Source organism: Pseudomonas sp. Sample_23, from assembly GCF_004307595.1.
GTDB lineage: Bacteria > Pseudomonadota > Gammaproteobacteria > Pseudomonadales > Pseudomonadaceae > Aquipseudomonas > Aquipseudomonas atacamensis.
Map to the genome: position 1 here is coordinate 76,374 of NZ_RCNX01000092.1, position 22,814 is coordinate 99,187.

The window sequence follows — 22,814 nt, forward strand, 5'->3', positions numbered from 1 at the left end:
CACGCTACACCCCTGTGGGAGCGAGCCTGCTCGCGAAGATGGAGTGCCAGTCGACAACAATGTTGGCTGGCCCACCGCTTTCGCGAGCAGGCTCGCTCCCACAGTTGTTTTGGGCAACAGAGGGGAAACGTGTCGGATTCGGTGAGTGGATGCATTTGTTTTGATGACACTTTTGTTTCAATCCACGCTTTAGCTGTGCAATGCTGGCGCCGAGACCGTTCGCCAACTACAGCTTAAGTATCAAGAACGTAGAAACCGCGCGGTGCCGTCCACTTGCCCCTCTGGGGCGCTGCTACTACAGGGGGTCTGCATGCTCACCCTGCTCAATCTGTTGTCCGCCGTCGCCCTGTTGATCTGGGGCACGCACATCGTCCGAACCGGCATCCTGCGGGTTTACGGCACCAATCTGCGACATGTCATCGGCCAGAACATGTCGAAGAAATGGCTGGCGTTCATCGCCGGTATTCTCGTCACTGCCATGGTGCAGAGCAGCAACGCCACGGCGATGCTGGTCACTTCGTTTGTCGGTCAGGGCCTGATGGCGCTGACCCCGGCGCTGGCGACCATGCTGGGCGCCGATGTCGGTACCGCTTTGATGGCGCGGGTGCTGACCCTCGATCTGTCGTGGCTGTCGCCGCTGCTGATCTTCCTCGGGGTGATTTTCTTTCTGTCGCGCAAACAGACGCGGCTCGGGCAGATGGGCCGGGTGTCGATTGGTCTCGGGCTGATCATTCTCGCCCTGCAATTGATCGTCGAGGCCGCTGCGCCGATCACTCATGCGCAAGGGGTGAAAGTGATTTTCGCCTCGCTGACCGGCGACATTCTTCTCGACGCCCTGGTCGGCGCGCTGTTCGCGATGATTTCCTACTCCAGCCTCGCCGCCGTGCTGCTCACCGCTACATTGGCCGGTGCTGCGGTGATCAGCCTGCCGGTGGCGATCGGTCTGGTGATCGGCGCCAACATCGGCAGCGGCATCCTTGCCTTCATGAGCACCAGCATGCAGAACGCCGCCGGCCGCCAGGTTGCGCTGGGCAGTCTGTTGTACAAATTGATCGGTTTGCTGCTGATCATCCCGGTGCTCGACCCGCTGGTGCACTGGATCGACAGCCTTGATTTCAGCCCGCAGGAAATGGTCATCGGCTTCCACCTGCTCTACAACACCGCGCGCTGCCTGATCCTGCTGCCCAGCGTCGGGCCGATGGCGCGGCTCTGTGCTTGGCTGTTGCCGGAGCGGCCGGAGGTCAACGGCACCGCCAAGCCGCGCCATCTCGACCCGACCGCGCTGGTCACGCCGAGCCTGGCGCTGGCCAACGCCGCGCGGGAAACCCTGCGCATGGGCGATCTGCTCGACAACATGCTCGATGCCTCCCTTGATGTGCTGCGCGGCAAGCAGACTGCCGTCACTCAGGAAATGCGCCGCCTGACCGACGACGTCGAGGCCCTGTACAGCGCGATCAAGCTGTATCTGGCGCAGATGCCCCGCGAGGATCTCGGCGAGCACGACAGTCGGCGCTGGGCCGAGATCATCGAACTGGCGATCAACCTCAAACTCGCCGCCGACCTGATCGAGCGCATGCTGCGCAAGATTCAGCAGCAGAAGACTTCGCAGCGCCGTTCGTTTTCCGAAGAAGGCCTGGAAGATCTTGCCGGGCTGCAACAGCAACTGATCGCCAACCTGCGCCTGGGCCTGTCGGTGTTTCTCAGCGGCGACCGCGAAAGCGCGCGGCAGTTGTTGCGGGAGAAACGCCGCTTTCGTGCGCAGGAACGGCGTCTGGCCCATGCGCATGTCAGCCGTTTGCAACGCAAGATCGTGCAGAGCCTTGAGACCAGCTCGCTGCATCTGGAGTTGATCGCCGACATGAAACGGCTCAATTCGTTGTTCTGCAGCAGCGCCTATGTCGTGCTGGAAACGGCGGACACCGGCGCGCTGGCGGTGGATGACATGGCCGACATTACGCATTCGCCTTGAACGTCTGAGGCTGGGGTCAGTCAGTTACAGTGGTTCAGCCTTGAGACCGTCATCGCTGGCAAGCCAGCTCCCACAGGGTTTCGTGAGCGCCGCAGATCCTTGTGGGAGCTGGCTTGCCAGCGATGGGGCCTGACTGACGACACGGATCTCCAAATCAGCCGTATGGAAGCCTGTTATGCGTTGCCTGTTGTTCGCCTGTCTGTTGCTCGGTTCCCTGCCCGCCTTTGCCCTGGATCGCTTTCAGGTCGAAGGCTATGCGCTGCCCAACGGTTTGCAACTGATGCTCAAGCCCGGCACCGAGCGTGGGCATGTGGCGATCCGGCTGGTGGTCGGCGTTGGCCTCGATGACTTCGATTGCGACGAAAAAGAGCTGCCGCATTTGCTCGAACACCTGCTGTTCAGCGGTATCGACGCCACCGGCGAAGGCGGTCTGGAAGAACGCATGCAGGCGCTGGGCGGGGACTGGAATGCGTTCACCAGCAACGCCGACACCACGTTCGTCATCGAAGCCCCGGCGAAAAACCAGCGCAAGGTGCTTGACCTGCTGCTCGCGCTGCTGACCCAGACACGCATTGACGACAACGCAATCAACGCGGCGAAACGGGTGGTCGAGCGTGAGGACGGCGGGCATTACACCAGGCTGCAACGTTTCCTCGACCGTCAGGACCTCGGTCATACCGCGAGCAATCAACTGGCTGTCGAGCTGGGACTGAAATGCCCGCAGCGTGCCGAAGTCGGCCATCTGACCCAGGAACAATTGGAGACGGTGCGCAAGGCCTGGTACGCGCCGAACAACATGACCCTGATCGTTGTCGGCGAACTCGACAAACTGCTGCCAGCCTATCTCGAGCGTACCTGGGGTGAGCTGGAGCCGGTCGAGCCGAGCGAACACCGGGCGCTGCCGGACATCCGCACCAGCGCCGCCCATGAGCGCACCCTCACCCGTGGCTTCATTGGCGACAGCGCCAAGCTGCACTGGCTGGTGCCGGAACCGGTGCTCGACGATCAGTACGACCAGACGTTCGACATTCTCAAGGATTATCTCGACTGGGCGCTGTACCGGCAGATTCGCCTCAACCACGGCTTGTCGTACGGGCCGTGGGCCGAGCGTGAAGTATTCGGCGGTGTCGGCTTCATGAGCCTCAACGCGGACCTGGATCGCGATGACGTCGACGAAGCCATCCAGGTACTCGATGACCTCAAAGCCGACCTGCTGAAAAACGGCCTCGACCCGAGCACCTTCGCCCGCATCAAACAAGCCGCCATCGCCCACCAGGCCTGGGCCGTGCAGGGCAACAGCGCGCTGGCAGACTATTACTGGAGCGCGCTGGCCGACTATCAGGATGGCCGCTTTGCCAATCCCGCGCGGGAGTTGCAAGGGGTGACGCTGGAAGCGGCGAACAAGGCGATGCGCGAGCTGTTGCTGCAGCCGGGGTATATCCGGATCGAGAAGCCTTTGATCAGTGATGATCAGGTGTTGTGGCTGGTCGCTGGTGGAATCGGGTTGTTGCTGCTGATCGTGATCGGCTGGCGCCTGCATCGCCGCCACAAAATTGCCGGAAGCCATTAACCCTGTGATGAGTGAGCACTTGTGGCGAGGGGATTTATCCCCGATGGGCTGCGCAGCAGCCCCAATAAGGGCAGCTCGGTATAGCCAGACAAAATTCGCTTGCAGGATCTACGACGGCTGCGCCGCCGATCGGGGATAAATCCCCTCGCCACAGGGGTCATGCGGCGTTAACCTTTCCGGGATTTTCCCCATATCGTCGTGAACCGCCAAAATGCCAAAACTGACCCTCCTTATCCAGCGCCTTCTCGAGCTGATGAAGCGCTACCCCGGGTTGATCGCGGCGGGTGGTTTCATTTCCGGGGTCGGCAGTTTCATCCTCGTCGATCGCCAACAGGGGCTGGCCAGCTGGATCACGGTGATCATGCTGCTCAGCTGGATCTGGCTGATGCTGGAAAACACCCTGACCGGGCTGTTCACACGGATTTTCAAGCGCGAGATTCCCCAGCCGCTGCTGCGCTACGCGACGCAGATGATCCATCAGGAAAGCCTGTTTTTCGTTCTGCCATTCTTCTTCATCACCACCACGTGGAACAGCGGCCAGTTTGTCTTCACGGGGCTGCTCAGCGTTGCTGCACTGATCTCTATCGTCGATCCGCTGTACTACAAATGGCTGGCGCCACGGCGCTGGGCGTTTCTCGCGCTGCACACCCTGACCCTGTTCGCCGCCCTGCTCACCGCGCTGCCGGTGATCATGCACCTGACCACCGCGCAGAGTTTCAAATGGGCGCTGGGGATTGCCGTGCTGCTGTCGTTCCCGAGCCTGGCATCGATCTTCCCGATCCGCACGGTGCGCAATGCCCTGGCGATTCTGTTCATCACAGTCGGCATCGGCGGCGTCGGTTGGGCGCTGCGTTCGTGGGTGCCGCCGGCAACGCTGTGGATGACCGACGTGGCGATCAGCACGCAGCTGCAGGATCGCACCCCCGGCGCCAGCCTCGAAACCGTCAGCGCCGAGCAGATCCGCAGCGGCGGGCTCTACGCCTACACCGCAATCAACGCGCCGCGCGGCCTCGATGAGCGGATTTATCACGTGTGGACCTTCAACGGCAAAGAGGTCGACCGCATCGCCCTCGACATCCATGGCGGGCGCAAGGAAGGCTACCGGGCGTGGACGCACAAGCAGAACTTCCCCGGCAACCCGGCGGGCAAATGGCAGGTGCGGGTGTTGACCGAGGACGGGCAGTTGATCGGCGTGCTGCGTTTCGCAATCACCGACAGCACACCGGCCAAAGAAAAGTAATCCGGTTCGTGCTATTACGTAGGATCTCGTAACGGCCGTACAAGCACGGAGCTTATGACCAGCAGCCCAACCCCCGGCAGTGCCCACCTGGACACCGCGTTCAGCCCTGCCCGCCTGCGCGTCAGCGGCGACTGGACGCTCGCCCACTACACCGCGCTCAAGCACCTGAGCGAAAAGCTCCGCGGCCAGTACGATGCCAACACTTCCATCGATCTGAACGGCCTCGGTGCCCTCGACACCGCCGGCGCCTCGTTGCTGGTCGAGCTGCTCGGTTCCGAGCGCTTGGGTAAAACCGCCGAACACCCCGATTGCACCCTTTCAACTGCCGACCGCGCCTTGCTGCAAACCGTGTACTGCTCGCTGAGCGATTTCTGCGTGCCGATCAAGGAGCCGGAAATCAGCGTCAGCGTGCAACTGCTGACGCGCATTGGCCGCGCGGTGGACAAGGTCTGGACCGACACGATGCAACTGCTCGGCTTCGTCGGCCTGATCCTTGAAGTCATCGCCCGTGGGCTGTTGCGGCCCAAGCGCTGGCGCATCACGCCGATGATCGCGCACATCGAGCAAACCGGCCTCGACGCCGCACCGATCGTGGCCCTGCTGACGTTTCTGGTCGGCGCCGTGGTGGCGTTTCTTGGCGCCACAGTGCTGGCCAGTTTCGGCGCGACGATTTTCACCGTGGACCTGGTCGGCTTCTCGTTCCTGCGCGAATTCGGCGTGTTGCTCACGGCGATCCTGATGGCCGGGCGCACCGCCAGTGCTTTTACCGCACAGATCGGCTCGATGAAGGCCAACGAAGAAATCGACGCGATCCGTACTCTCGGTCTCGACCCGATCGAATTGCTGGTGGTGCCGCGCGTGCTGGCGCTGCTGGTGGCGCTGCCGATGCTGACGTTTCTGGCGATGCTCTCGGGGATCGTCGGCGGCGGTGTGGTCTGCGCGGTGTCGCTGGACATCTCGCCGGCGATGTTCCTGTCGCTGCTGCAATCGGACATCGGCATTCAGCATTTTCTGGTCGGGCTGGTGAAGGCGCCGATCTTCGCCTTCCTGATCGCGGCGATCGGTTGCCTGGAAGGTTTCAAGGTCAGCGGCAGCGCCGAATCGGTCGGCGCGCACACCACCTCCAGCGTGGTCCAGTCGATTTTCGTGGTGATCGTGCTCGATGCGGTGGCCGCGCTGTTTTTCATGGAGATGGGCTGGTGAGTCGTCTACCCCGCGCGCCCTCGGAGGCGGTGATCGAAGTCCGTGGCCTGTGCAATCGCTTCGGACCGCAGAGCGTGCACGAGAACCTTGATCTGGACGTGTACAAAGGCGAGATCCTCGCCGTGGTGGGTGGCTCCGGTACCGGTAAATCGGTGCTGCTGCGCAGCATCGTCGGGCTGAATCGGCCCAGCGAAGGCATGGTCAAAGTCTTCGGCCAGAACCTGCCGAATCTGCCCGAGCATGAACGCTCGCTGATCGAAAGGCGCTTCGGTGTGTTGTTCCAGAAAGGCGCGCTGTTTTCCTCGCTGACCGTGACCGAGAACGTCGCCCTGCCCCTGATCGAACACGCCGGCCTCAGCCGTCACGACGCCGAGCACCTGGCGGCGGTGAAACTGGCGCTGGCCGGGCTGCCGCTGTCGGCGGCGGACAAATACCCGGCGTCGTTGTCCGGCGGCATGATCAAGCGCGCGGCGCTGGCGCGGGCCTTGGCGCTGGATCCGGACATTCTGTTTCTCGACGAACCCACCGCCGGCCTTGATCCGATTGGCGCGGCGCAGTTCGATCAATTGATCCTGACCCTGCGTGATGCGTTGGGTCTGAGCGTGTTTCTGGTGACCCACGACCTCGACACGCTGTACACCATCACCGATCGCGTGGCGGTGCTGGCGCAGAAGAAAGTGCTGGTCGCCGGCCCTATCGACGACGTCTCGGAAACCGCCGACGCGTGGATTCACGAATACTTCCACGGCCCGCGCGGCCGCTCGGCGCTGGACGCCGCCAAACTGCTCAACGAGGTCTGATATGGAAACCCGAGCCCATCATGTGTTGATCGGCCTGTTCACGGTGATCGTCGTGGCCGGCGCCCTGCTCTTCGGCCTGTTTCTGGCCAAATCCAGCGTCGACACCGAGTTCAAGGATTACGAAGTGGTGTTCAACGAGGCGGTCAGCGGTCTGTCCAAGGGCAGTTCGGTGCAGTACAGCGGGATCAAGGTCGGTGACGTGGTCAGCCTGCGCCTCGACCCGCAGGATCCGCGCCGGGTGCTGGCGCGGATTCGTCTGGCGGGCGACACGCCGGTCAAGGAAGACACCCAGGCCAAACTGGCACTGACCGGCATCACCGGCACGTCGATCATCCAGCTCAGCGGCGGCACACCCGAGAGCCCGAAATTGCGCGGGCATGACGGCAAGCTGCCAACTCTGGTCGCCTCGCCCTCGCCTATTTCCCGCCTGCTCAACGACAGCAGCGACTTGATGACCGGCATCAGCGCCCTGCTGCAAAACGCCAACCACATGTTCTCCGCGGAAAACGTCGAGCGTGTGAGCAAGACTCTTGCCCATCTGGAACAGACCACCGGCACCATCAACGACCAGCGCGGCGACATCAAGCAAGCCATGCAGCAACTGGCGACCGTCGGCAAACAGGCCGGCAGCATGCTCGAGCAGACCTCACTGTTGATGCGCAACGCCAACGGCCTGCTTAACGATCAGGGCAAGCAGGCCTTGGGCAGTGCCGAACAGGCGATGAAGTCGCTGGAGCAAAGCAGCGTGACCATCAATGGCTTGCTCAGCAAAAACCAGAATTCGCTGGATAACGGCATGCAGGGCCTCAACGGCCTGGCCCCGGCGATTCGCGAACTGCGCGAGACGCTGACCTCGCTGCGCGCCATTTCCCAACGCCTCGAGGCCAATCCCAGCGGCTATCTGTTGGGCAGCGACAAGAACAAGGAATTCACCCCATGAAACTGACTCGAATCGCCCTGCTCGGCGCTGGCCTGACCCTGATCGGCGCGTGCTCGATCTTGCCCAAGTCGGAACCCTCGGACGTCTACCGCCTGCCCGCCGCGCAAGCGCCCGCCTCGGCCAGCCCGGCGGCGACGCAGTCGTGGTCGCTGCGCTTGAATAAATTGCAGGCCAGCGAAGCACTGAACCGGCCGAGCATTGCCGTGATCCCGCAGGGCGATGTGATCAGCAGCTACAAAGGCTCGCGCTGGAGCGATCCGGCGCCGGTACTGCTGCGCAATCGCCTGCTCGATGGATTCCAGCGTGATGGTCGGGTGACGCTGCTGAGCACCGACGACAGCAACTTCCAGGCGGATCTGGAACTGGGCGGCAGTTTGCAGGCGTTTCAGACCGAATATCAGGGCACCCAGGCCGGCGTTGTGGTGCGGGTCGATGCGTTGCTGGTGCGCGGCTATGACCAGCGCATCCTCGCCAGCCGCCGTTTTGAAGAGCGCCAGCCGTTGAGCGATGTGCAGGTGCCAGCGGTGGTCGCCGGGTTTGGTCAGGCCAGTGATCGCCTCACGGCCAAGGTTGTGGCCTGGGCCGTGGAGCAAGGCCAGAAACTCGCCCCGCAACCCCGCTGACACACCACAGCTCCTGTGGGAGCGAGCCTGCTCGCGAAAGCGGTGTATCAGTCACTTAAGCGTTGACTGACACTCCGACTTCGCGAGCAGGCTCGCTCCCACATGGGGATTTTGCTCAGCCGAAGAACCAGTAGCAGACCCCGATAGCGCCCACCACTCCGGCAAACTCCGCCAGCAACGCACACCCCACCGCGTGCCGTGCGCGCTGAATGCCCACCGCGCCGAAGTACACCGCCAGCACATAGAACGTGGTTTCGGTACTGCCCTGCACCGTCGCCGCGACCAGCGCCGGGAAGCTGTCGACGCCGGAAGTCTGCATGGTCTCGATGAGCATCGCCCGTGCGGCGCTGCCGGAGAACGGTTTGACCATCGCCGTCGGCAGCGCATCGACGAAGCGCGTGTCCCAGCCGGCCCACTCGACCAGATGGCGAATGCCGTCCAGGCCGAAATCCAGCGCACCAGAGGCGCGCAGCACGCCAACCGCACAGAGCATCGCCACCAGATACGGCAAGAGGTTCTTTGCCACATCAAAGCCTTCTTTCGCGCCTTCGACGAACGCCTCGTACACCTTGACCTTGCGCAGCGCGCCGATCAGCAGAAACAGCATGATCAGGCCGAACAGCGTGAGATTGCCGAGGATCGACGACAATCCCGCCAGCGCTGTCGCGGAAAGCGTGCCGAGCAGGGCCATGAAGCCGCCAAGGATCAGCGCGCCGGGCAGCAGATAGGCGAGGACCACCGGGTCCCAGATGCGCAGGCGTTGCATGAAAGCTACGGAGAGGAAACCGACGATAGTCGAGCAACTGGTCGCCAGCAGAATCGGCAGGAACACCAGCGTCGGATCCGGCGCGCCTTGCTGGGCGCGGTACATGAAAATGGTCACGGGCAGCAGGGTCAGCGACGAGGCATTGAGCACCAGAAAGAGGATCTGCGCGTTGCTGGCGATGGTGGCGCTGGGATTGAGCTCCTGCAACGCTTTCATGGCTTTCAGGCCAATCGGCGTGGCGGCGTTGTCCAGGCCGAGGCCGTTGGCGGCGAAATTCAGCGTGATCAGGCCAAGGGCAGGGTGGCCGGGCGGGACTTCCGGCATCAGCCGCAGAAACAGCGGGCCGAGGACCTTGGCCAGCCACTCGACGATCCCGGCCTTTTCGGCGATGCGCAGAAAGCCCAGCCACAGGGTGAGGGTGCCGAACAGCAGCACCATGACTTCGACCGACAGCTTGGCCATGGCGAAAATGCTTTCCACCATCGCCGCGAAGATCCCGGCGTTGCCGCCGATCAGCCACTGCGCCAGCGCCGACACGGCTGCAACGATGAAGAAGCCAAGCCACAGGCCATTAAGCATCAGTCAAATCCCCCGAAGAATGCGGCGAATGATAGCGGGGTCGCCAGAAACGACAAACCCCGGATTGCTCCGGGGTTCGTTGGTGGGGCGTGCATCAATCACTGTGGGAGCGAGCCTGCTCGCGAAGAGGCCGGCACATTCAACATCTCTGTAGATTGATACACCGTCTTCGCGAGCAGGCTCGCTCCCACAGGGTTTTGCATCAGTTCTTGGAAATTTCGCCAGCCGGCAGTTTTTCCTTGCTGCGCCAGTGCGGCAGGGAGTTCCAGTAGCGCTCGCCCTTGGCGTCGTCGTACATGCCTTCCCAGCGCGCGATGACCAGCACCGCCAGAGCATTACCGATCACGTTCAGTGCGGTACGGGCCATGTCCATGATGCGGTCGACACCGGCGATGAACGCCAGGCCTTCAAGCGGGATGCCGACGCTGCCCAGAGTCGCCAGCAGCACTACAAAGGACACGCCCGGTACGCCGGCGATGCCTTTGGAGGTGACCATCAGCGTCAACACCAGCAGCAGTTGCTGGCTGATCGACAGGTCAATGCCATACAGCTGGGCAATGAAGATCGCCGCAATCGACTGGTACAGGGTCGAGCCGTCGAGGTTGAACGAGTAACCGGTCGGTACCACAAAGCTGCAGATGGCTTTCGGCGCGCCGTAGGCTTCCATCTTCTCGATCACCCGTGGCAGCACGGTTTCCGAGGAGGCGGTGGAGTAGGCCAGTACCAGCTCATCCTTGAAGATGCGCATCAGCTTGAGCACCGAGAAGCCGAACAGCTTGGCGATCAGGCCCAGCACGACGAAGGCGAAGAAGGCGATGGCGACGTAAACCAGGATCACCAGTTTCGCCAGCGGCAGCAGCGAGGCGAAGCCGAAGTTGGCCACGGTCACCGCGATCAGTGCGAACACGCCGATCGGGGCGTAGTTCATGATCATGTGGGTGACCTTGAACATGCTTTCCGAAACGCCCTGGAACATCTTCACCAGCGGCTCGCGCAGGTCCGACTGCAGGCTCGACAGGCCGAGCCCGAACAGTACGGAGAAGAAGATGATCGGCAGCATTTCGCCGCGGGCCATGGCCGCGAAGATGTTCGACGGGATCAGGTTGAGGATGGTTTCGATGAATGCATGTTCATGCTGCACTTCGGCGGCGGTCGCCTGGTACTTCGAGATGTCGACCGTGCCCAGAGTGCTCATGTCGATGCCGGTGCCCGGATGGAACACGTTGGCCAGCACCAGACCGACAACGATGGCGATGGTGGTGACGATCTCGAAATAGATGATGGTCTTCAGGCCGATACGCCCGAGTTTCTTGGCGTCGCCGACGCCAGCGATGCCGACGATCAGCGAGGAAATGACGATCGGGATCACGATCATCTTGATCAGACGGATAAAGATATCGCCTGCCGGTTGCAGGACGTTGCTGATCCACCAGGCCTTTTCAGCACTGAAGTGGTTGAGCAACGAACCAATTGCAATCCCTAGAACCAGACCGATGAGGATCTGCCAGGCGAGGCTGATTTTTGCCTTCTTCATTATCTTTACCCTTACTTGCGTTTGACTCAGGCACATGCAGGAACTGGAACGCTCATCAGCGGAAAAGTCTGTGCATCTGCCTCCGTATAAGGTGCCCCGAAGTGCGTGTTTACGGCTCTTCGGCAGGCGAAAAAAGGCGCAACTATTCCGATGCAAGGTGGCGCCGTCTAATGCCGTAAACGCCTACCCTATGCCTAATCGGCATGAGCTTTTTCATTTGAAACTGGCGTCCCAAGCGGTTCGATTGTGACATTTGTGCCGGCATAAGTGCCGTGAACCGGCCATTACAGCGTAGGCTGGTTAAATTTTGCACAGGGAAAACCGGCGGAAATTTCCGGAAAAAGTCTGAATCGCAAGACTAGAAGTCACACGGAACGAGCGCGATCTTTGTCGATATACGGTCGCCAGGAAACACCGCGAAATGTTTTCCTCGCAGTGTTGACGATTGAAAAAGGAATTTGGCGTGCTGGATCAATGTTTTAGCGAATTCAAAGCCCAGCGCAGATTCGTCAGACCACCGGGTCGACGAACCTGCGGCGCAGCTTTTACCCTGACCCGGCCCTTGCGCAGGTACTCCCTGTACCCGTAGGTCACTCCGACCCTGTATCAGTCAGAACATCCCGGCCCCCTGGTCATGCACCGACCCTCATCGGGCGGTGCAATGGAAAGCAGCGGGGCGCTGCTTTCGTGTTCGAAACCGTTGCGCGTCCTGCGTCAGTACCACTTCGGATCTTTCTTCAGGGTTTCCATCAGCAGATCCTGCATGCCCTGATCAGGTTTGCCGAAGAAGCGATAAGTCGCGTGTCGCGTCGGCGACTTGTCCTGCGGCAGACCTTCCGGCACATCGACCAGCATGGCGTAGGCGTCATCCTTGTCGAAGCTGAAGGCCACGATCAAGCGGTGATTCAGACACTTGTCCTGACTCTCGCAGAGCGGACCGACCAGATACTGATCGCCATCTTCCGTAACGGCATGCATCTGTTGTTCGGAGGTGCCGGACAGGTTGATCACCCATTCCGGTACGCGCTCTTCCTTTTTGATCACGCCTTCCCAGGTTTCACGGTACTGCGCGTCGGAGGCGAGCAGTTCGTTGACCCGGGTCTGGCCGTCATTGGCCGCCATGGCCATGGCACTGCCGCCCAGAAGCAGGGCGGCGGCCAATGTCTTGAGACCGATCATCGTTAACCTCGGCCGCGACGGCCAAAGAAGAAGGAAGCGATGAACATCACCAGGAACACGACAAAGAGAATCTTGGCGATACCCGTGGCGGTGCCCGCGATACCACCGAAGCCCAGAACGGCGGCGATGATGGCAATGATCAAGAATGTAATTGCCCAGCTCAACATGGTGATTCTCCTTACTTCTCTATTTAGGGGTGTTTCCGGTTTCCGGCGCTACGCGCCTGAATGTGTTCAAAGGCTTAGAAAACCCAGCGCTCTTCCCGTGGCAATTGATCCAGCGGTTGCGCCTGGTCGACATCGATCATGTGCATCGAAGCGTTCTCGGCCTGGCTGCTGCTCACGGCACTGAAGTGCGTTTGAGTGCTGTGCTGCATCGAAATCAGTGGCTCGGGTTTACGGCTGTTTTCCCAGCTCATGTACTGCTGGCAGACGATCAGGGTGATCAGCAACGCCAGTACACCGAACAGACCTTGCTGGATCTGCAGTGGCGAAATACGTACTTGGGCGGCGATTGGGCGAGTCATCCTGTGTTCCTCACGCTTGTTCGGTTGGGGCAGTGCTGTTCTGCCCGGGCTGAGTGAGGTATTGCAGCCTGCATGCCAGTTTTTTCATCTGTGAAAAAACCACTGAAAACAATGACTTATACGTGGTTGAGAAATTTCCTAAGACGCATCCTGCACGATGGCTCTTCTGCGGTCGTGCGCAATGCACGATTATTTCGTGGGAAATTTCGATGATATGGAATTGCTACCGGTACGCAGATGTCAGAAGAGGACGCAGGATCTGCCCTGCAAAACGCAGAATGTTTTAAAACTCAACGAAATCAATGAATTGGCCGTTATGGCAGTAGAGAGCTACCCTCCTATGGCTGGTATCGTTCAGAATCAACCATGCAACTTGCCCGATTTTTCCGGGACTAACCCAAGACTAATCACTATGGAGCGTAGGAAAAATGGAATCTGCCACTGAGCAACAAGGCCGCATTCTGCTGGTGGACGATGAATCCGCCATCCTGCGTACGTTTCGTTATTGCCTCGAAGACGAAGGCTATACGGTAGCCACCGCCAATAGCGCAGCCCAGGCCGATGCTTTGCTGCAACGTCAGGTCTTCGATCTGTGCTTCCTTGATTTGCGCCTGGGCGAGGACAACGGTCTCGACGTCCTCGCGCAGATGCGCATTCAGGCGCCGTGGATGCGCGTAGTGATCGTCACCGCCCATTCGGCGGTCGACACCGCCGTTGATGCCATCCAGGCCGGCGCCGCCGATTATCTGGTCAAGCCGTGCAGCCCTGATCAACTGCGCCTGGCCACCGCCAAGCAGCTGGAAGTGCGCCAGCTCTCCGCGCGGCTCGAAGCGCTGGAAGGCGAGATCCGCAAACCGAAAGACGGCCTTGATTCCCACAGCCCGGCGATGAAAGTCGTGCTGGAAACGGCCCGGCAGGTCGCAAGCACCGACGCCAACATTCTTATCCTTGGCGAGTCCGGCACCGGTAAAGGTGAACTGGCCCGTGCGATCCACGGCTGGAGCAAGCGCGAGAAGAAATCCTGCGTCACTATCAACTGCCCGTCGCTGACTGCCGAGCTGATGGAAAGCGAGCTGTTTGGCCATAGCCGTGGCGCGTTTACCGGCGCCAGCGAAAGCACGCTGGGTCGAGTCAACCAGGCGGACGGCGGCACGCTGTTTCTCGACGAGATCGGCGACTTTCCCCTGACTTTGCAACCGAAGTTGCTGCGCTTCATCCAGGACAAGGAATACGAGCGGGTCGGCGATCCGGTCACTCGCCGCGCCGATGTGCGCATCCTTGCCGCCACCAACCTCAACCTCGAAGACATGGTCCGCGACGGCCGTTTCCGCGAAGACCTGCTCTATCGTCTCAACGTCATCACCCTGCATCTGCCGCCGTTGCGCGAGCGCGCCGAAGACATCCTGACCCTTGCCGATCGCTTCCTCGCACGCTTCGTCAAAGAGTACGCACGCCCAGCGCGCGGCTTCAGCGATGAGGCGCGCGAAGCGCTGCTCGGTTATCGCTGGCCGGGCAATATTCGCGAACTGCGCAACGTGGTCGAGCGGGCCAGTATCATCTGCCCGCAGGAACGCGTGGAAATCAGCCACCTGGGCATGGCCGAACAACCGGCCAACAACGCGCCACGGGTCGGCGCGGCACTGAGCCTGGACGAGCTGGAGAAAGCGCACATCGGCGCGGTGCTGGCCACCGCCGGCACCCTGGACCAAGCGGCGAAAACCCTCGGCATCGACGCCTCGACCCTGTATCGCAAACGCAAGCAGTACAACCTGTGAGCACTGCGCGATGAAACTGGCGATCAAGCTGCGCACGCGCCTGTTCCTGAGCATTTCTGCGTTGATCACCGTGGCCTTGCTCGGGCTCTTGCTCGGGCTGGTCAGCGTGATGCAGATGGCCGGGTCACAGGAAGCGCTGGTGCGCAGCAACTTCGTCACCCTGGATCTGGGCCTCAAGCTGCGCCAGACCCTCGGTGATCAATTGATCATCATGCTCGCCGAAAAACCCGATCCCGTTGCGTTCGAAGCGTCCAAGCAGCACTACTTCGAGTTGCTCGACCAAGGCATCGCCCAGCAGCCGGAGGGCGATGACCAGCCTTACGGTTTCCGCCAGGCCAAGGCCGACTACCTGAACTTCCTCGCCTCATTCGACGTGACTGCCGAAGCGGCGAAGAACGCCAGTACCACTGCGGATTTCCGCGAGCGCTTCAACATTCTGCGTAATGGCCTGATTGCTGAGCACAAACATGCGCTGGAAACCATCAACGCGGTCCAACACGCTGCCCGTGAACGCGCGTTGCTGATTGCCGGGCTGCTTGGCCTGGTCGGACTGGCGGTGCTGATCATCGGTTTCGTCACCGCCCAGGGCATCGCCCGACGTTTCGGCGCACCGATCGAAGCGCTGGCCAAGGCTGCCGACAATATCGGCCAGGGCAACTATGACGTGACCCTGCCGATTTCCACGGCCATGGAAGTCAACCTGTTGTCGCGACGCTTCGGCCTGATGGCCGAAGCGTTGCGCGAACACCAAGCGATGAATGTCGACGAACTGTTGGCCGGTCAGCAGCGTTTGCAAGCGGTGCTCGACAGCATCGACGATGGCTTGCTGATGATCGACCGCCAGGGCCAGCTCGAACACCTCAACCCCGTGGCTCAGCGCCAGTTGGGCTGGGAAGACGACCGGCTCGGCCAAGGCCTGGGTACTGCACTCGGCCGTCCGGAGCTGGATGCGCAATTGCAATTGGTCCTGCGCGGCGGCACGCTGGAGCGCGCGCCGGAAGATCTGAGCATCGAAGTCGATGGCGAATCGCGCCTGCTGACCTACAGTCTGACGCCGGTCAGTCATACCCAGGGGCATATTCTCGGCGCGGTGATGGTGCTGCACGACGTTACCGAGCAACGCGCGTTCGAGCGCGTGCGCAGTGAGTTCGTCTTGCGCGCTTCCCATGAACTGCGCACGCCGGTCACAGGCATGCACATGGCCTTCGGGCTGTTTCGCGAGCGGGCCAAGTTCCCGGCGGAATCGCGCGAAGCCGACCTGCTGGATACGGTCAACGAAGAAATGCAGCGCCTGATGCAGTTGATCAACGACCTGCTGAATTTCTCGCGCTACCAGAACGGCCTACAGAAACTCACTCTGGCGCCATGTTCCATTGAGGACCTGCTGGAGCAGGCGCAGCTGCGCTTTGCCGACGTGGCTGCTGCCAAAGGTGTTGCGCTGAACATCGAGATTCAAGGCCCGCTGCCGAGGTTGCAGGCTGATCAGGCGCAACTTGATCGCGTCCTCGACAACCTGATCGACAACGCCCTGCGGCACACTGCCCGCGACGGGCAGATCCGGCTGCAAGCGCGCCGGCATGGCGAGCGGGTCATCATCAGCGTCGAAGACAATGGCGAAGGCATTGCCTACGGCCAGCAGGGGCGGATCTTCGAACCGTTCGTGCAGGTCGGGCGCAAGAAGGGCGGCGCCGGCCTCGGTCTGGCGCTGTGCAAGGAAATCGTCCAGTTGCACGGCGGGCGCATGGGCGTTTATTCGCGGCCGGGGCAGGGCACCCAGTTCTACATGGCGCTGGCCGTTTAGGCTTCATCGTCCATACGCCGTCCGGCCAGGCGTCGTCCACGGGTGATCAGTTCAATGAACTGCACGGCGCTCAGTGCGTGAGCGAACAGCCAGCCCTGACCGAACTTGACCCCCTCACTGCTGAGCAGTGCTGCCTGGGATTCCAGCTCGATGCCTTCGGCAATCACTTTCAGATCCAGCGCCTGCGCCATGTGAATGATGTGCGGAGCGACGCCGCTGCTCGCCGCGTCATGGCCGAGCGCATCGATGAACGCCTTGTCGATCTTCAGGCAGTCCACCGGCAAGGTCTGCAGATAGGCGAGGCTGCAATAGCCGGTGCCGAAATCATCGATCAGCACCTGATGGCCGACGTCGCGCAAGGCTTGCAGGTTTTCCCGCGCCACCACCACATCAATCAGGCCCCGCTCGGTGACTTCGAAGGCTATCTGCCGCGCGGCGACACGGTGCAGCGCGAGCAGCCGCGCCATGACCTGGCCGATGCGCGGCACCATGACATCGCAGGCCGCGAGGTTCACCGAGATATACAGCTGCGGATTGGCGCGCAGCAGCTGCCCCAGCTGTTCGAGCAGACGCTGCAAGACGAAGTCGGTCATCTGCCGGATCTGCCCGGTGTTCTCCGCCATGGGAATGAACAGGTCGGGGCTGGTCAGCGTGCCGTCCGGGCGCCGCCAGCGCAGCAGCGCTTCGGCGCCGACGCAGTTGCGGCTGTCGAGATCGAAGATCGGCTGATACAGCACCTGCAACTCACCCCGGCGGATCGCCCCGTGCAGCTCGGCATCCAGCGACTGGCGCTGACGCACCAATAGTAAGGTCAGAAAGCCGACAACGGCCCCGGCGATCAGGCACACCGGCAACAGCCACCACCACACCGCCGGGACGTGCATGCCCGTGCGCGGCGTAATCAGCACCAATTGATATTCCGGGTTGTCGGTGGGCATGCGATAGATCAGCCGCGTTTGCGTGACTTGCAGCGCATTAGGGCTCTTCGGTGGCCAGGGTTCGGTCGGTGGCCAGGTCTGTGCGGTGCCGAGCACCGGAATCGCGCGAGTGCCGTGATCGAGTACCACCAGCAGGCTGCTGCCGGGCGAAAGATCGACCATGTCGGTCAAATGCCCGCGCGAGGTAGCGACACGAAAGTTGCCGCGACCGAGCATCAGCGCCGCGCGGTTTTCATCGGGCTCGGTGGTGGTGTTCAGCCAATAGCTGTAGGTCGGGCCCTGAATGTCCGGCGCGCGCACCAACGACAGACCTTCCTGGCGCGGACGGTTGGAGCAGAACCGCGAGGCGTCCATGTACGCGGCTTCGTAGACGAAGCGGTAGTTGAAGGTGACTTGCTGCAGAGTCGCGATCATTTCTTCGTCGCAGCCGCGCAAGGGCTGGGCTTCAAGGTCGTCGAGACTTTCGCGCAACTGGCCGAACAATTGTTCGAGGCGCGCGAGGAAACGCTCGCCTTGGGCGTTCATTTCCTGGCTCTCGCGCATTTCCAACTGGCGCATCGCCGCGAACATACCGCCGGCGATCAGCAGGCTGGCGCTGAGGACAGCCGCGATCATCGCCAAAAAAACAGGGCGATAAAACCAGCTACGCAGCGTCTCTCGGGTCGCAGCCATAAGGGATTTTCCGAAGAATTACCATGAGTTATAGCTGCTGATTGCGATTTCGCCCTGACCGTCGGGCGGGCGTCATTATTTTGTCTGATTGAGGACCAAAAGAAGTGCTGCGGTTTGCGCATCCGGAGTGCCGTCGAAGCGGGCAGGGCGGTAATGCATCTGGAACGCGGCGAGGACGTGGCGCGTGGCGACGTCCAGCTCGCCGGTCTGCGGCGTGTCGTAACCCAGACGCGCGAGTTGCGCCTGGAACCAGCCGATCTCCGGCAACGGGTTGCTGTTAAAAATAGCCTGCTGACGCGCCACCGCTTGCTCGTTCGGCCACAGGCCAAGGCCTTCGGCGGCGAGACGTTTCCACGGAAACAGTGGCCCCGGATCAAGCTTGCGCAACGGCGCGATGTCGCTGTGACCGATGATGTGCCGCGGGCTGATGCCGTTGCGTTTGCTGATGTCCTTGAGCAGGGTGATCAACGATTCGATCTGCGCTTCGCTGTACGGATACCACAGGCGCCCCGTCGGGGTGTCCTTGTAGCCGGGATTGACGATTTCGATGCCGATGGAACTGGAGTTCAGCCAGGTACGGCCCTGCCACTGACTTTCGCCGGCGTGCCAGGCGCGCTGGTTTTCGTCCATCAGCTTGTACACGGTGGCGCTCTTGTCATCGCCGATCAGGTAATGGCTACTGACGTCGCCATGGGTCAGCAATTGCAGCGAACGCTCCAGCGACGCCGAGGTGTAATGCACCACAACGAACTGGATGCGGCTGTCGTAATTGGCCGAAGGGTGGCTGGTGTCATAGCGCGGACCGCTGGCGCAACCAGCGAGGACGAGCAGCGAGGCAACAAGGGCAAGGAATTTCATGGCAGAGGACGATACGCTGAAAACGATAATGCAACAGTGTAACGTACGGATTTGCTCAGAGTCCGCCAGCGGGCGGATTTAAACAAAATGGAACAATTGCCTTAGCCGAGCTCGACTCGGTTGCGCCCGGCGTTTTTTGCTCGGTACAGCGCCTGATCGGCTCTTTTCAGCACCAGATCGCTGTGTTCTCCCACCCGGAATGACGCGAGTCCCATGGAAATGGTGATAGTCACTCGCTCGCCCTTGAAATGAAACGGGCAGGCTTCGATCGCCGCGCGCAGGGTTTCCAGCAGTTTCGCGCCCACCGCTGGTGGCGTCGCGGGCAGCAACAGCACGAACTCCTCACCGCCGAAACGGGCGATGAAATCCGAGCCGCGCAGGCGTTTGCGCAATACCGTGGCGATGATCTTCAGCACTTTGTCGCCGGCCAGATGGCCATAGCTGTCGTTGATCCGCTTGAAGTGATCGAGGTCGAGCATGGCCAGGCTGAGGGTGTTGCCGTGCTGCTGCCATTGCTGGATTTCATGCTCAAGGCGTTCGCTCCACGCCGCACGGTTGGGCAGGCCGGTCAACGGATCGATCAGGGCTTTCTGCCGCTGCTCTTCAAGGTGTTCACGGAAGCCCATGGCTTCCTGCTCCATATGCGCCACCCGCTCCGACAGGCTCTTCAACCTGGCGGCGACTTCCTGCTCTCGGGCGTCGCGCTGTTTCTGGTGCTGGTCCATCGTTCCCAGCAGGCCTTCCAGGTGATTCTCCAGCACATGCTTGAGGTCATCGAGGTCCGCCGCTTGCTGGACGCTGCTCTGCAAGCCGTCGACCTGCTCGCGAATCTGCGTGTCCATGGCCCGCGCCGCCGAGCTGTTGTCGGCATGCCCTTCGCTGGCCGCTTGCAGATTGCTCTGAAACGCTTCGAGGCGTTCGTTGAGTTGCTGCAGATAGGCTTCGAATTCGTGCTGACCGCTGTCGGTAATCGCCAGCATCAAGGTTGCGAGATCGTCGAGGATCGGCAGCAGTTCGTACCAGTTCAGTCCGTGTTTGAGCCGTTCGCGCATGGCTTCGGCTTGCGGCCGGTGGCGCTCGGGCAGGGTCAGGTCGTCGAGCAGGCCGATCAGCGTGTCTTCGATATGTCTGGCTACGGAGCTGTAGGACGGCTCCGGGGAATCCGGCAGCGCGAAGAGGATGTCGTGTTCCGACTGCTCCGGGTCGATGGCGGCCAAGGCCTGAGCAATCGGTTCGGGCAGGGGCAGGCTGTCGAGGAGCAGCGGCGACGGATCGCCGGGGTGGATCAGTTCGTCGGGGTTGAGTGCTTCGGTTGCTTGCGCAGCGACGGTTATCTCGGTGTCAGCTGCTGGCTCAACCTGCGTTGGCTCGGCTTCAACGGCGACCACAGGCGTAGCGAACGCAACGACTTGCGGCTCATCAGGCGGCGTCTGGACAGGCGCCTCGATGACGGTCTCGGGCGCTGCGATCGCTGGCTCAGCTTGGGCCACCGGTGCCGATTGCACAGGCTCCGGTTCAGATTGTCGGGCTTCGACCGGTTGCGGCACTGGTGTTGCTGGTATGTCGGCCGCCGGTGCAACGGCTTCTTCACTGTCGCGACTACCAAACAAACGCTGCAACAACCCCGGCCGCCCCGGCTCGGCAGGCGTTTCCAACTGACTCAAGGCCTTGCCCTGCAAGCCACTGAGTTCGCTCAACAGCAGCGGCATTTCCCGTGCCTGACCGACGCGGCTGTCCAGTTGTTTGGCGAATTTCTTCAGCGGTTGCGCGACTTCGCGCGGCAGCGGCAAAGCCTGCAACTGGGTGACCAGCGCGGTCAGTGCGGTGCTGACCTGATCAATGCGCGTTTCACGGCGCTGCTCGGAGTCGAGCACGGCTTTTTCCAGACGCGGCAGCAGGGCGGCGAGGCCGGCGTCCATGTCATCGGTGCGCACGACTTCGCGCATTTCCTTCATGCACTGATCGACGACCTTGTCGGTGCCCTCGGCCGCCAGCGTGCTGCGCACCAGACCGCGCCGCAGCAGGTCGAGTCGCGCGGCCCAGCGGCGTTCGAGCTTGTCCTGCTGTTCGATGCTCTTGAGGTACTTCTCTTTCCAGCGCTGGGCGTCGTCGCTCATTCACAGGTTCCGCGAGGGGCAGGGCTCAACGCGGGCAATGCGTCAGCCGTGAGCGAACCCGGCAGACGAATTTCCACCGCGACCGGCAGGTGATCGGAAATGGGCTGGGCCAGCACCTCGACCTTTTCCAGGGTCAGGGTCGGGCTGAGCAGAATATGATCAAGGCAACGCTGTGGGCGCCAGCTGGGGAAGGTCGCTTCCACCTGCGGGGCCAGCAGGCCGAGATCGCGTAGCGGCGAGTGTTCGAGCAGGTCGCTGGCATGGGTATTCATATCGCCCATCAGCACCTGATGCTTGTACCCGCTGATCAAATCACGAATGTAGGCCAGTTGCAGGCTGCGCGTCCGCGCGCCGAGGGCCAGGTGCATCATTACCACCACTAGCGCTTCCGGACCTTCGCCGAAACGCAGCAGGATCGCGCCGCGACCTTTCGGACCGGGCAGCGGGTGATCCTCGATCGCCCACGGCTTCAGGCGACTGAGCACGCCATTGCTGTGCTGGGCCAGTCGACCGAGGTTGCGATTGAGTTGTTGATACCAGTAGGGAAAGGCGCCGAGGTGGGCCAGGTGTTCGACCTGATTGACGTAGCCCGAGCGCAGGCTGCCGCCATCGGCTTCCTGCAGCGCGACCAGATCGAAGTCGCCGAGCAGGTCACCGATCTTCTGCAGATTGCCGGAACGCCCGGTGTGCGGCAGCAGATGCTGCCAGCTGCGGGTCAGGTAATGCCGATAGCGCTCGGTGCTGATGCCGACCTGAATGTTGAAACTGAGCAAGCGCAGACGCTGGTCTGCGGGCAGGCCCGTAGACGCCAGATGATGCTCGTTGACCTGCGGATCATGCAGGCCAACGATGCGTTCGGACTTCCAGCGGCGCATGGCGAATGCCGCGCTTAGTTGGCAGCAGCCTTGTTAGCCGCTCGCTCTTTGGCGACCAGATCGTCAGCCAGCTTCAATGCTTGCTCGGCACCACCGGCAGAGCCGATGTCGAAGCGGTATTTACCATTGACGATCATGGTTGGCACGCCAGTGATTTCGTACTTCTTCGCCAGCTCACGGGCCTTGACGATCTGGCCTTTGATTGCGAACGAGTCGAAAGTGGCGAGGAACTTGTCCTTGTCCACGCCTTGAGTGGCGAGGAAGTCAGCCATGTCGTTCTTGTCGGTGAGCTTCTTGTGTTCTTTCTGGATCGCGTTGAACACGGCGTTGTGCACCTGATGCTCGACACCCATGGCTTCCAGAGTCAGGAACATCTGGCCGTGAGCATCCCATGGGCCGCCGAACATGGCGGGAATGCGCACGAAGTTGACGTCGGACGGCAGTTTTTCAACCCATGGATTGATCACTGGCTCAAAAGCGTAGCAATGCGGGCAGCCGTACCAGAACAGCTCGACCACTTCGATTTTGCCAGGCTTTGCCACCGGCACCGGGTTGGCCAGTTCGACGTAAGGGGCGGCAGGGGCTTCAGCGGCCTGGGCAGTGACGCCGAACAGGCTGGCAGCGACGAGGGCGGCGCTGATGATCAGATTACGCATGCTTTACTCCTGAACAATTTGGGTCGCCTCGCTCGACCTGTTTCGACACAGATCCTGGCGGGCATGAGTGCTGTAGTGTAACGGCAGCGGCCACAAAAAAGGGCGGCCAAAGCCACCCTTTTTATACTTGCTGCGAAGGATTAATCGAGCGTTAACGTGACCGGCGCTGCGCGCCTCGCTCAGCCCTCGATTC

Annotated in this window: 19 protein-coding genes; 9 read left to right on the top strand and 10 right to left on the bottom strand. The window is 61.5% G+C overall.

Annotated features, from left to right (window positions below; translation table 11 throughout):
• Window positions 1-310 precede the first annotated feature (310 nt).
• The 7 genes from D8U82_RS24855 to D8U82_RS24885 all read left to right on the top strand — a co-directional run bounded on the left by D8U82_RS24855 (window position 311) and on the right by D8U82_RS24885 (window position 8,345).
• A complete protein-coding gene (locus D8U82_RS24855; RefSeq protein ID WP_122612878.1) occupies window positions 311-1,969 on the top strand; it encodes a Na/Pi cotransporter family protein in 1,659 nt (552 codons plus the stop codon).
• Window positions 1,970-2,144: 175 nt separating this feature from the next.
• The gene (locus D8U82_RS24860) at window positions 2,145-3,539 is read left to right on the top strand and encodes an insulinase family protein (RefSeq protein WP_130903176.1); all 1,395 of its coding nucleotides are present in this window, start codon (window positions 2,145-2,147) and stop codon (window positions 3,537-3,539) included.
• A 211-nt stretch (window positions 3,540-3,750) separates the two neighbouring features.
• The gene (locus D8U82_RS24865) at window positions 3,751-4,779 is read left to right on the top strand and encodes a DUF5924 family protein (protein ID WP_122705410.1); all 1,029 of its coding nucleotides are present in this window, start codon (window positions 3,751-3,753) and stop codon (window positions 4,777-4,779) included.
• 54 nt (window positions 4,780-4,833) lie between these two features.
• A complete protein-coding gene (locus D8U82_RS24870) occupies window positions 4,834-5,982 on the top strand; it encodes an ABC transporter permease (RefSeq protein ID WP_125927316.1) in 1,149 nt (382 codons plus the stop codon).
• On the top strand, window positions 5,979-6,782 hold the full coding sequence (locus D8U82_RS24875; protein WP_122506332.1) for an ATP-binding cassette domain-containing protein: 804 nt from the start codon (window positions 5,979-5,981) through the stop codon (window positions 6,780-6,782). Before D8U82_RS24870 ends, D8U82_RS24875 begins: the two co-directional genes overlap by 4 nt.
• A 1-nt stretch (window position 6,783) precedes the next feature.
• On the top strand, window positions 6,784-7,722 hold the full coding sequence (locus tag D8U82_RS24880) for an MlaD family protein (protein ID WP_016772359.1): 939 nt from the start codon (window positions 6,784-6,786) through the stop codon (window positions 7,720-7,722).
• Window positions 7,719-8,345 carry an ABC-type transport auxiliary lipoprotein family protein gene (locus D8U82_RS24885; protein ID WP_123441936.1) on the top strand — a complete coding sequence of 209 codons (627 nt, stop codon included), beginning with the start codon at window positions 7,719-7,721 and terminating at the stop codon, window positions 8,343-8,345. Before D8U82_RS24880 ends, D8U82_RS24885 begins: the two co-directional genes overlap by 4 nt.
• Before the next feature lie 115 nt (window positions 8,346-8,460).
• Here the strand turns inward: D8U82_RS24885 and D8U82_RS24890 are convergent, their stop codons facing one another.
• The 5 genes from D8U82_RS24890 to D8U82_RS24915 all read right to left on the bottom strand — a co-directional run bounded on the left by D8U82_RS24890 (window position 8,461) and on the right by D8U82_RS24915 (window position 12,929).
• Complete coding sequence (locus D8U82_RS24890) at window positions 8,461-9,690, bottom strand: spore maturation protein (protein ID WP_122880234.1); 1,230 nt, start codon at window positions 9,688-9,690, stop codon at window positions 8,461-8,463.
• 202 nt (window positions 9,691-9,892) lie between these two features.
• Window positions 9,893-11,224, bottom strand: coding sequence for a glutamate/aspartate:proton symporter GltP (gene gltP / locus D8U82_RS24900; RefSeq protein ID WP_130888803.1), 1,332 nt, complete (start codon window positions 11,222-11,224; stop codon window positions 9,893-9,895).
• Between the two features lie 714 nt (window positions 11,225-11,938).
• The gene (locus D8U82_RS24905; protein ID WP_016772356.1) at window positions 11,939-12,403 is read right to left on the bottom strand and encodes an inhibitor of vertebrate lysozyme family protein; all 465 of its coding nucleotides are present in this window, start codon (window positions 12,401-12,403) and stop codon (window positions 11,939-11,941) included.
• Window positions 12,404-12,405: 2 nt separating this feature from the next.
• On the bottom strand, window positions 12,406-12,570 hold the full coding sequence (locus tag D8U82_RS24910; RefSeq protein WP_003177151.1) for a DUF1328 domain-containing protein: 165 nt from the start codon (window positions 12,568-12,570) through the stop codon (window positions 12,406-12,408).
• Window positions 12,571-12,644: 74 nt separating this feature from the next.
• Window positions 12,645-12,929 carry a hypothetical protein gene (locus tag D8U82_RS24915; RefSeq protein WP_024014979.1) on the bottom strand — a complete coding sequence of 95 codons (285 nt, stop codon included), beginning with the start codon at window positions 12,927-12,929 and terminating at the stop codon, window positions 12,645-12,647.
• A 428-nt stretch (window positions 12,930-13,357) separates the two neighbouring features.
• Here D8U82_RS24915 and algB point away from each other — a divergent pair, with 428 nt between their 5' ends.
• Window positions 13,358-14,704 carry a sigma-54-dependent response regulator transcription factor AlgB gene (gene algB / locus D8U82_RS24920; protein WP_024014980.1) on the top strand — a complete coding sequence of 449 codons (1,347 nt, stop codon included), beginning with the start codon at window positions 13,358-13,360 and terminating at the stop codon, window positions 14,702-14,704.
• A gap of 10 nt (window positions 14,705-14,714) precedes the next feature.
• Window positions 14,715-16,505: an ATP-binding protein gene (locus D8U82_RS24925; RefSeq protein WP_130888804.1), complete on the top strand. Its 1,791-nt coding sequence runs from the start codon at window positions 14,715-14,717 to the stop codon at window positions 16,503-16,505.
• On the opposite strand, the gene D8U82_RS24930 is transcribed toward D8U82_RS24925, so the two are convergent.
• The 5 genes from D8U82_RS24930 to D8U82_RS24950 form a co-directional block, all read right to left on the bottom strand.
• On the bottom strand, window positions 16,502-18,115 hold the full coding sequence (locus tag D8U82_RS24930; RefSeq protein WP_130903177.1) for an EAL domain-containing protein: 1,614 nt from the start codon (window positions 18,113-18,115) through the stop codon (window positions 16,502-16,504). The genes D8U82_RS24925 and D8U82_RS24930 overlap by 4 nt on opposite strands.
• Window positions 18,116-18,190: 75 nt before the next feature.
• Window positions 18,191-18,973 carry an N-acetylmuramoyl-L-alanine amidase gene (locus D8U82_RS24935; protein ID WP_130903178.1) on the bottom strand — a complete coding sequence of 261 codons (783 nt, stop codon included), beginning with the start codon at window positions 18,971-18,973 and terminating at the stop codon, window positions 18,191-18,193.
• Between the two features lie 101 nt (window positions 18,974-19,074).
• Complete coding sequence (locus D8U82_RS24940) at window positions 19,075-21,090, bottom strand: GGDEF domain-containing protein (RefSeq protein ID WP_130903179.1); 2,016 nt, start codon at window positions 21,088-21,090, stop codon at window positions 19,075-19,077.
• The gene (locus D8U82_RS24945) at window positions 21,087-21,965 is read right to left on the bottom strand and encodes an endonuclease/exonuclease/phosphatase family protein (protein ID WP_024014985.1); all 879 of its coding nucleotides are present in this window, start codon (window positions 21,963-21,965) and stop codon (window positions 21,087-21,089) included. The genes D8U82_RS24940 and D8U82_RS24945 overlap by 4 nt, the downstream gene beginning before the upstream one ends.
• A gap of 14 nt (window positions 21,966-21,979) precedes the next feature.
• Complete coding sequence (locus tag D8U82_RS24950) at window positions 21,980-22,621, bottom strand: thiol:disulfide interchange protein DsbA/DsbL (RefSeq protein WP_016772349.1); 642 nt, start codon at window positions 22,619-22,621, stop codon at window positions 21,980-21,982.
• Window positions 22,622-22,814: the final 193 nt, after the last annotated feature.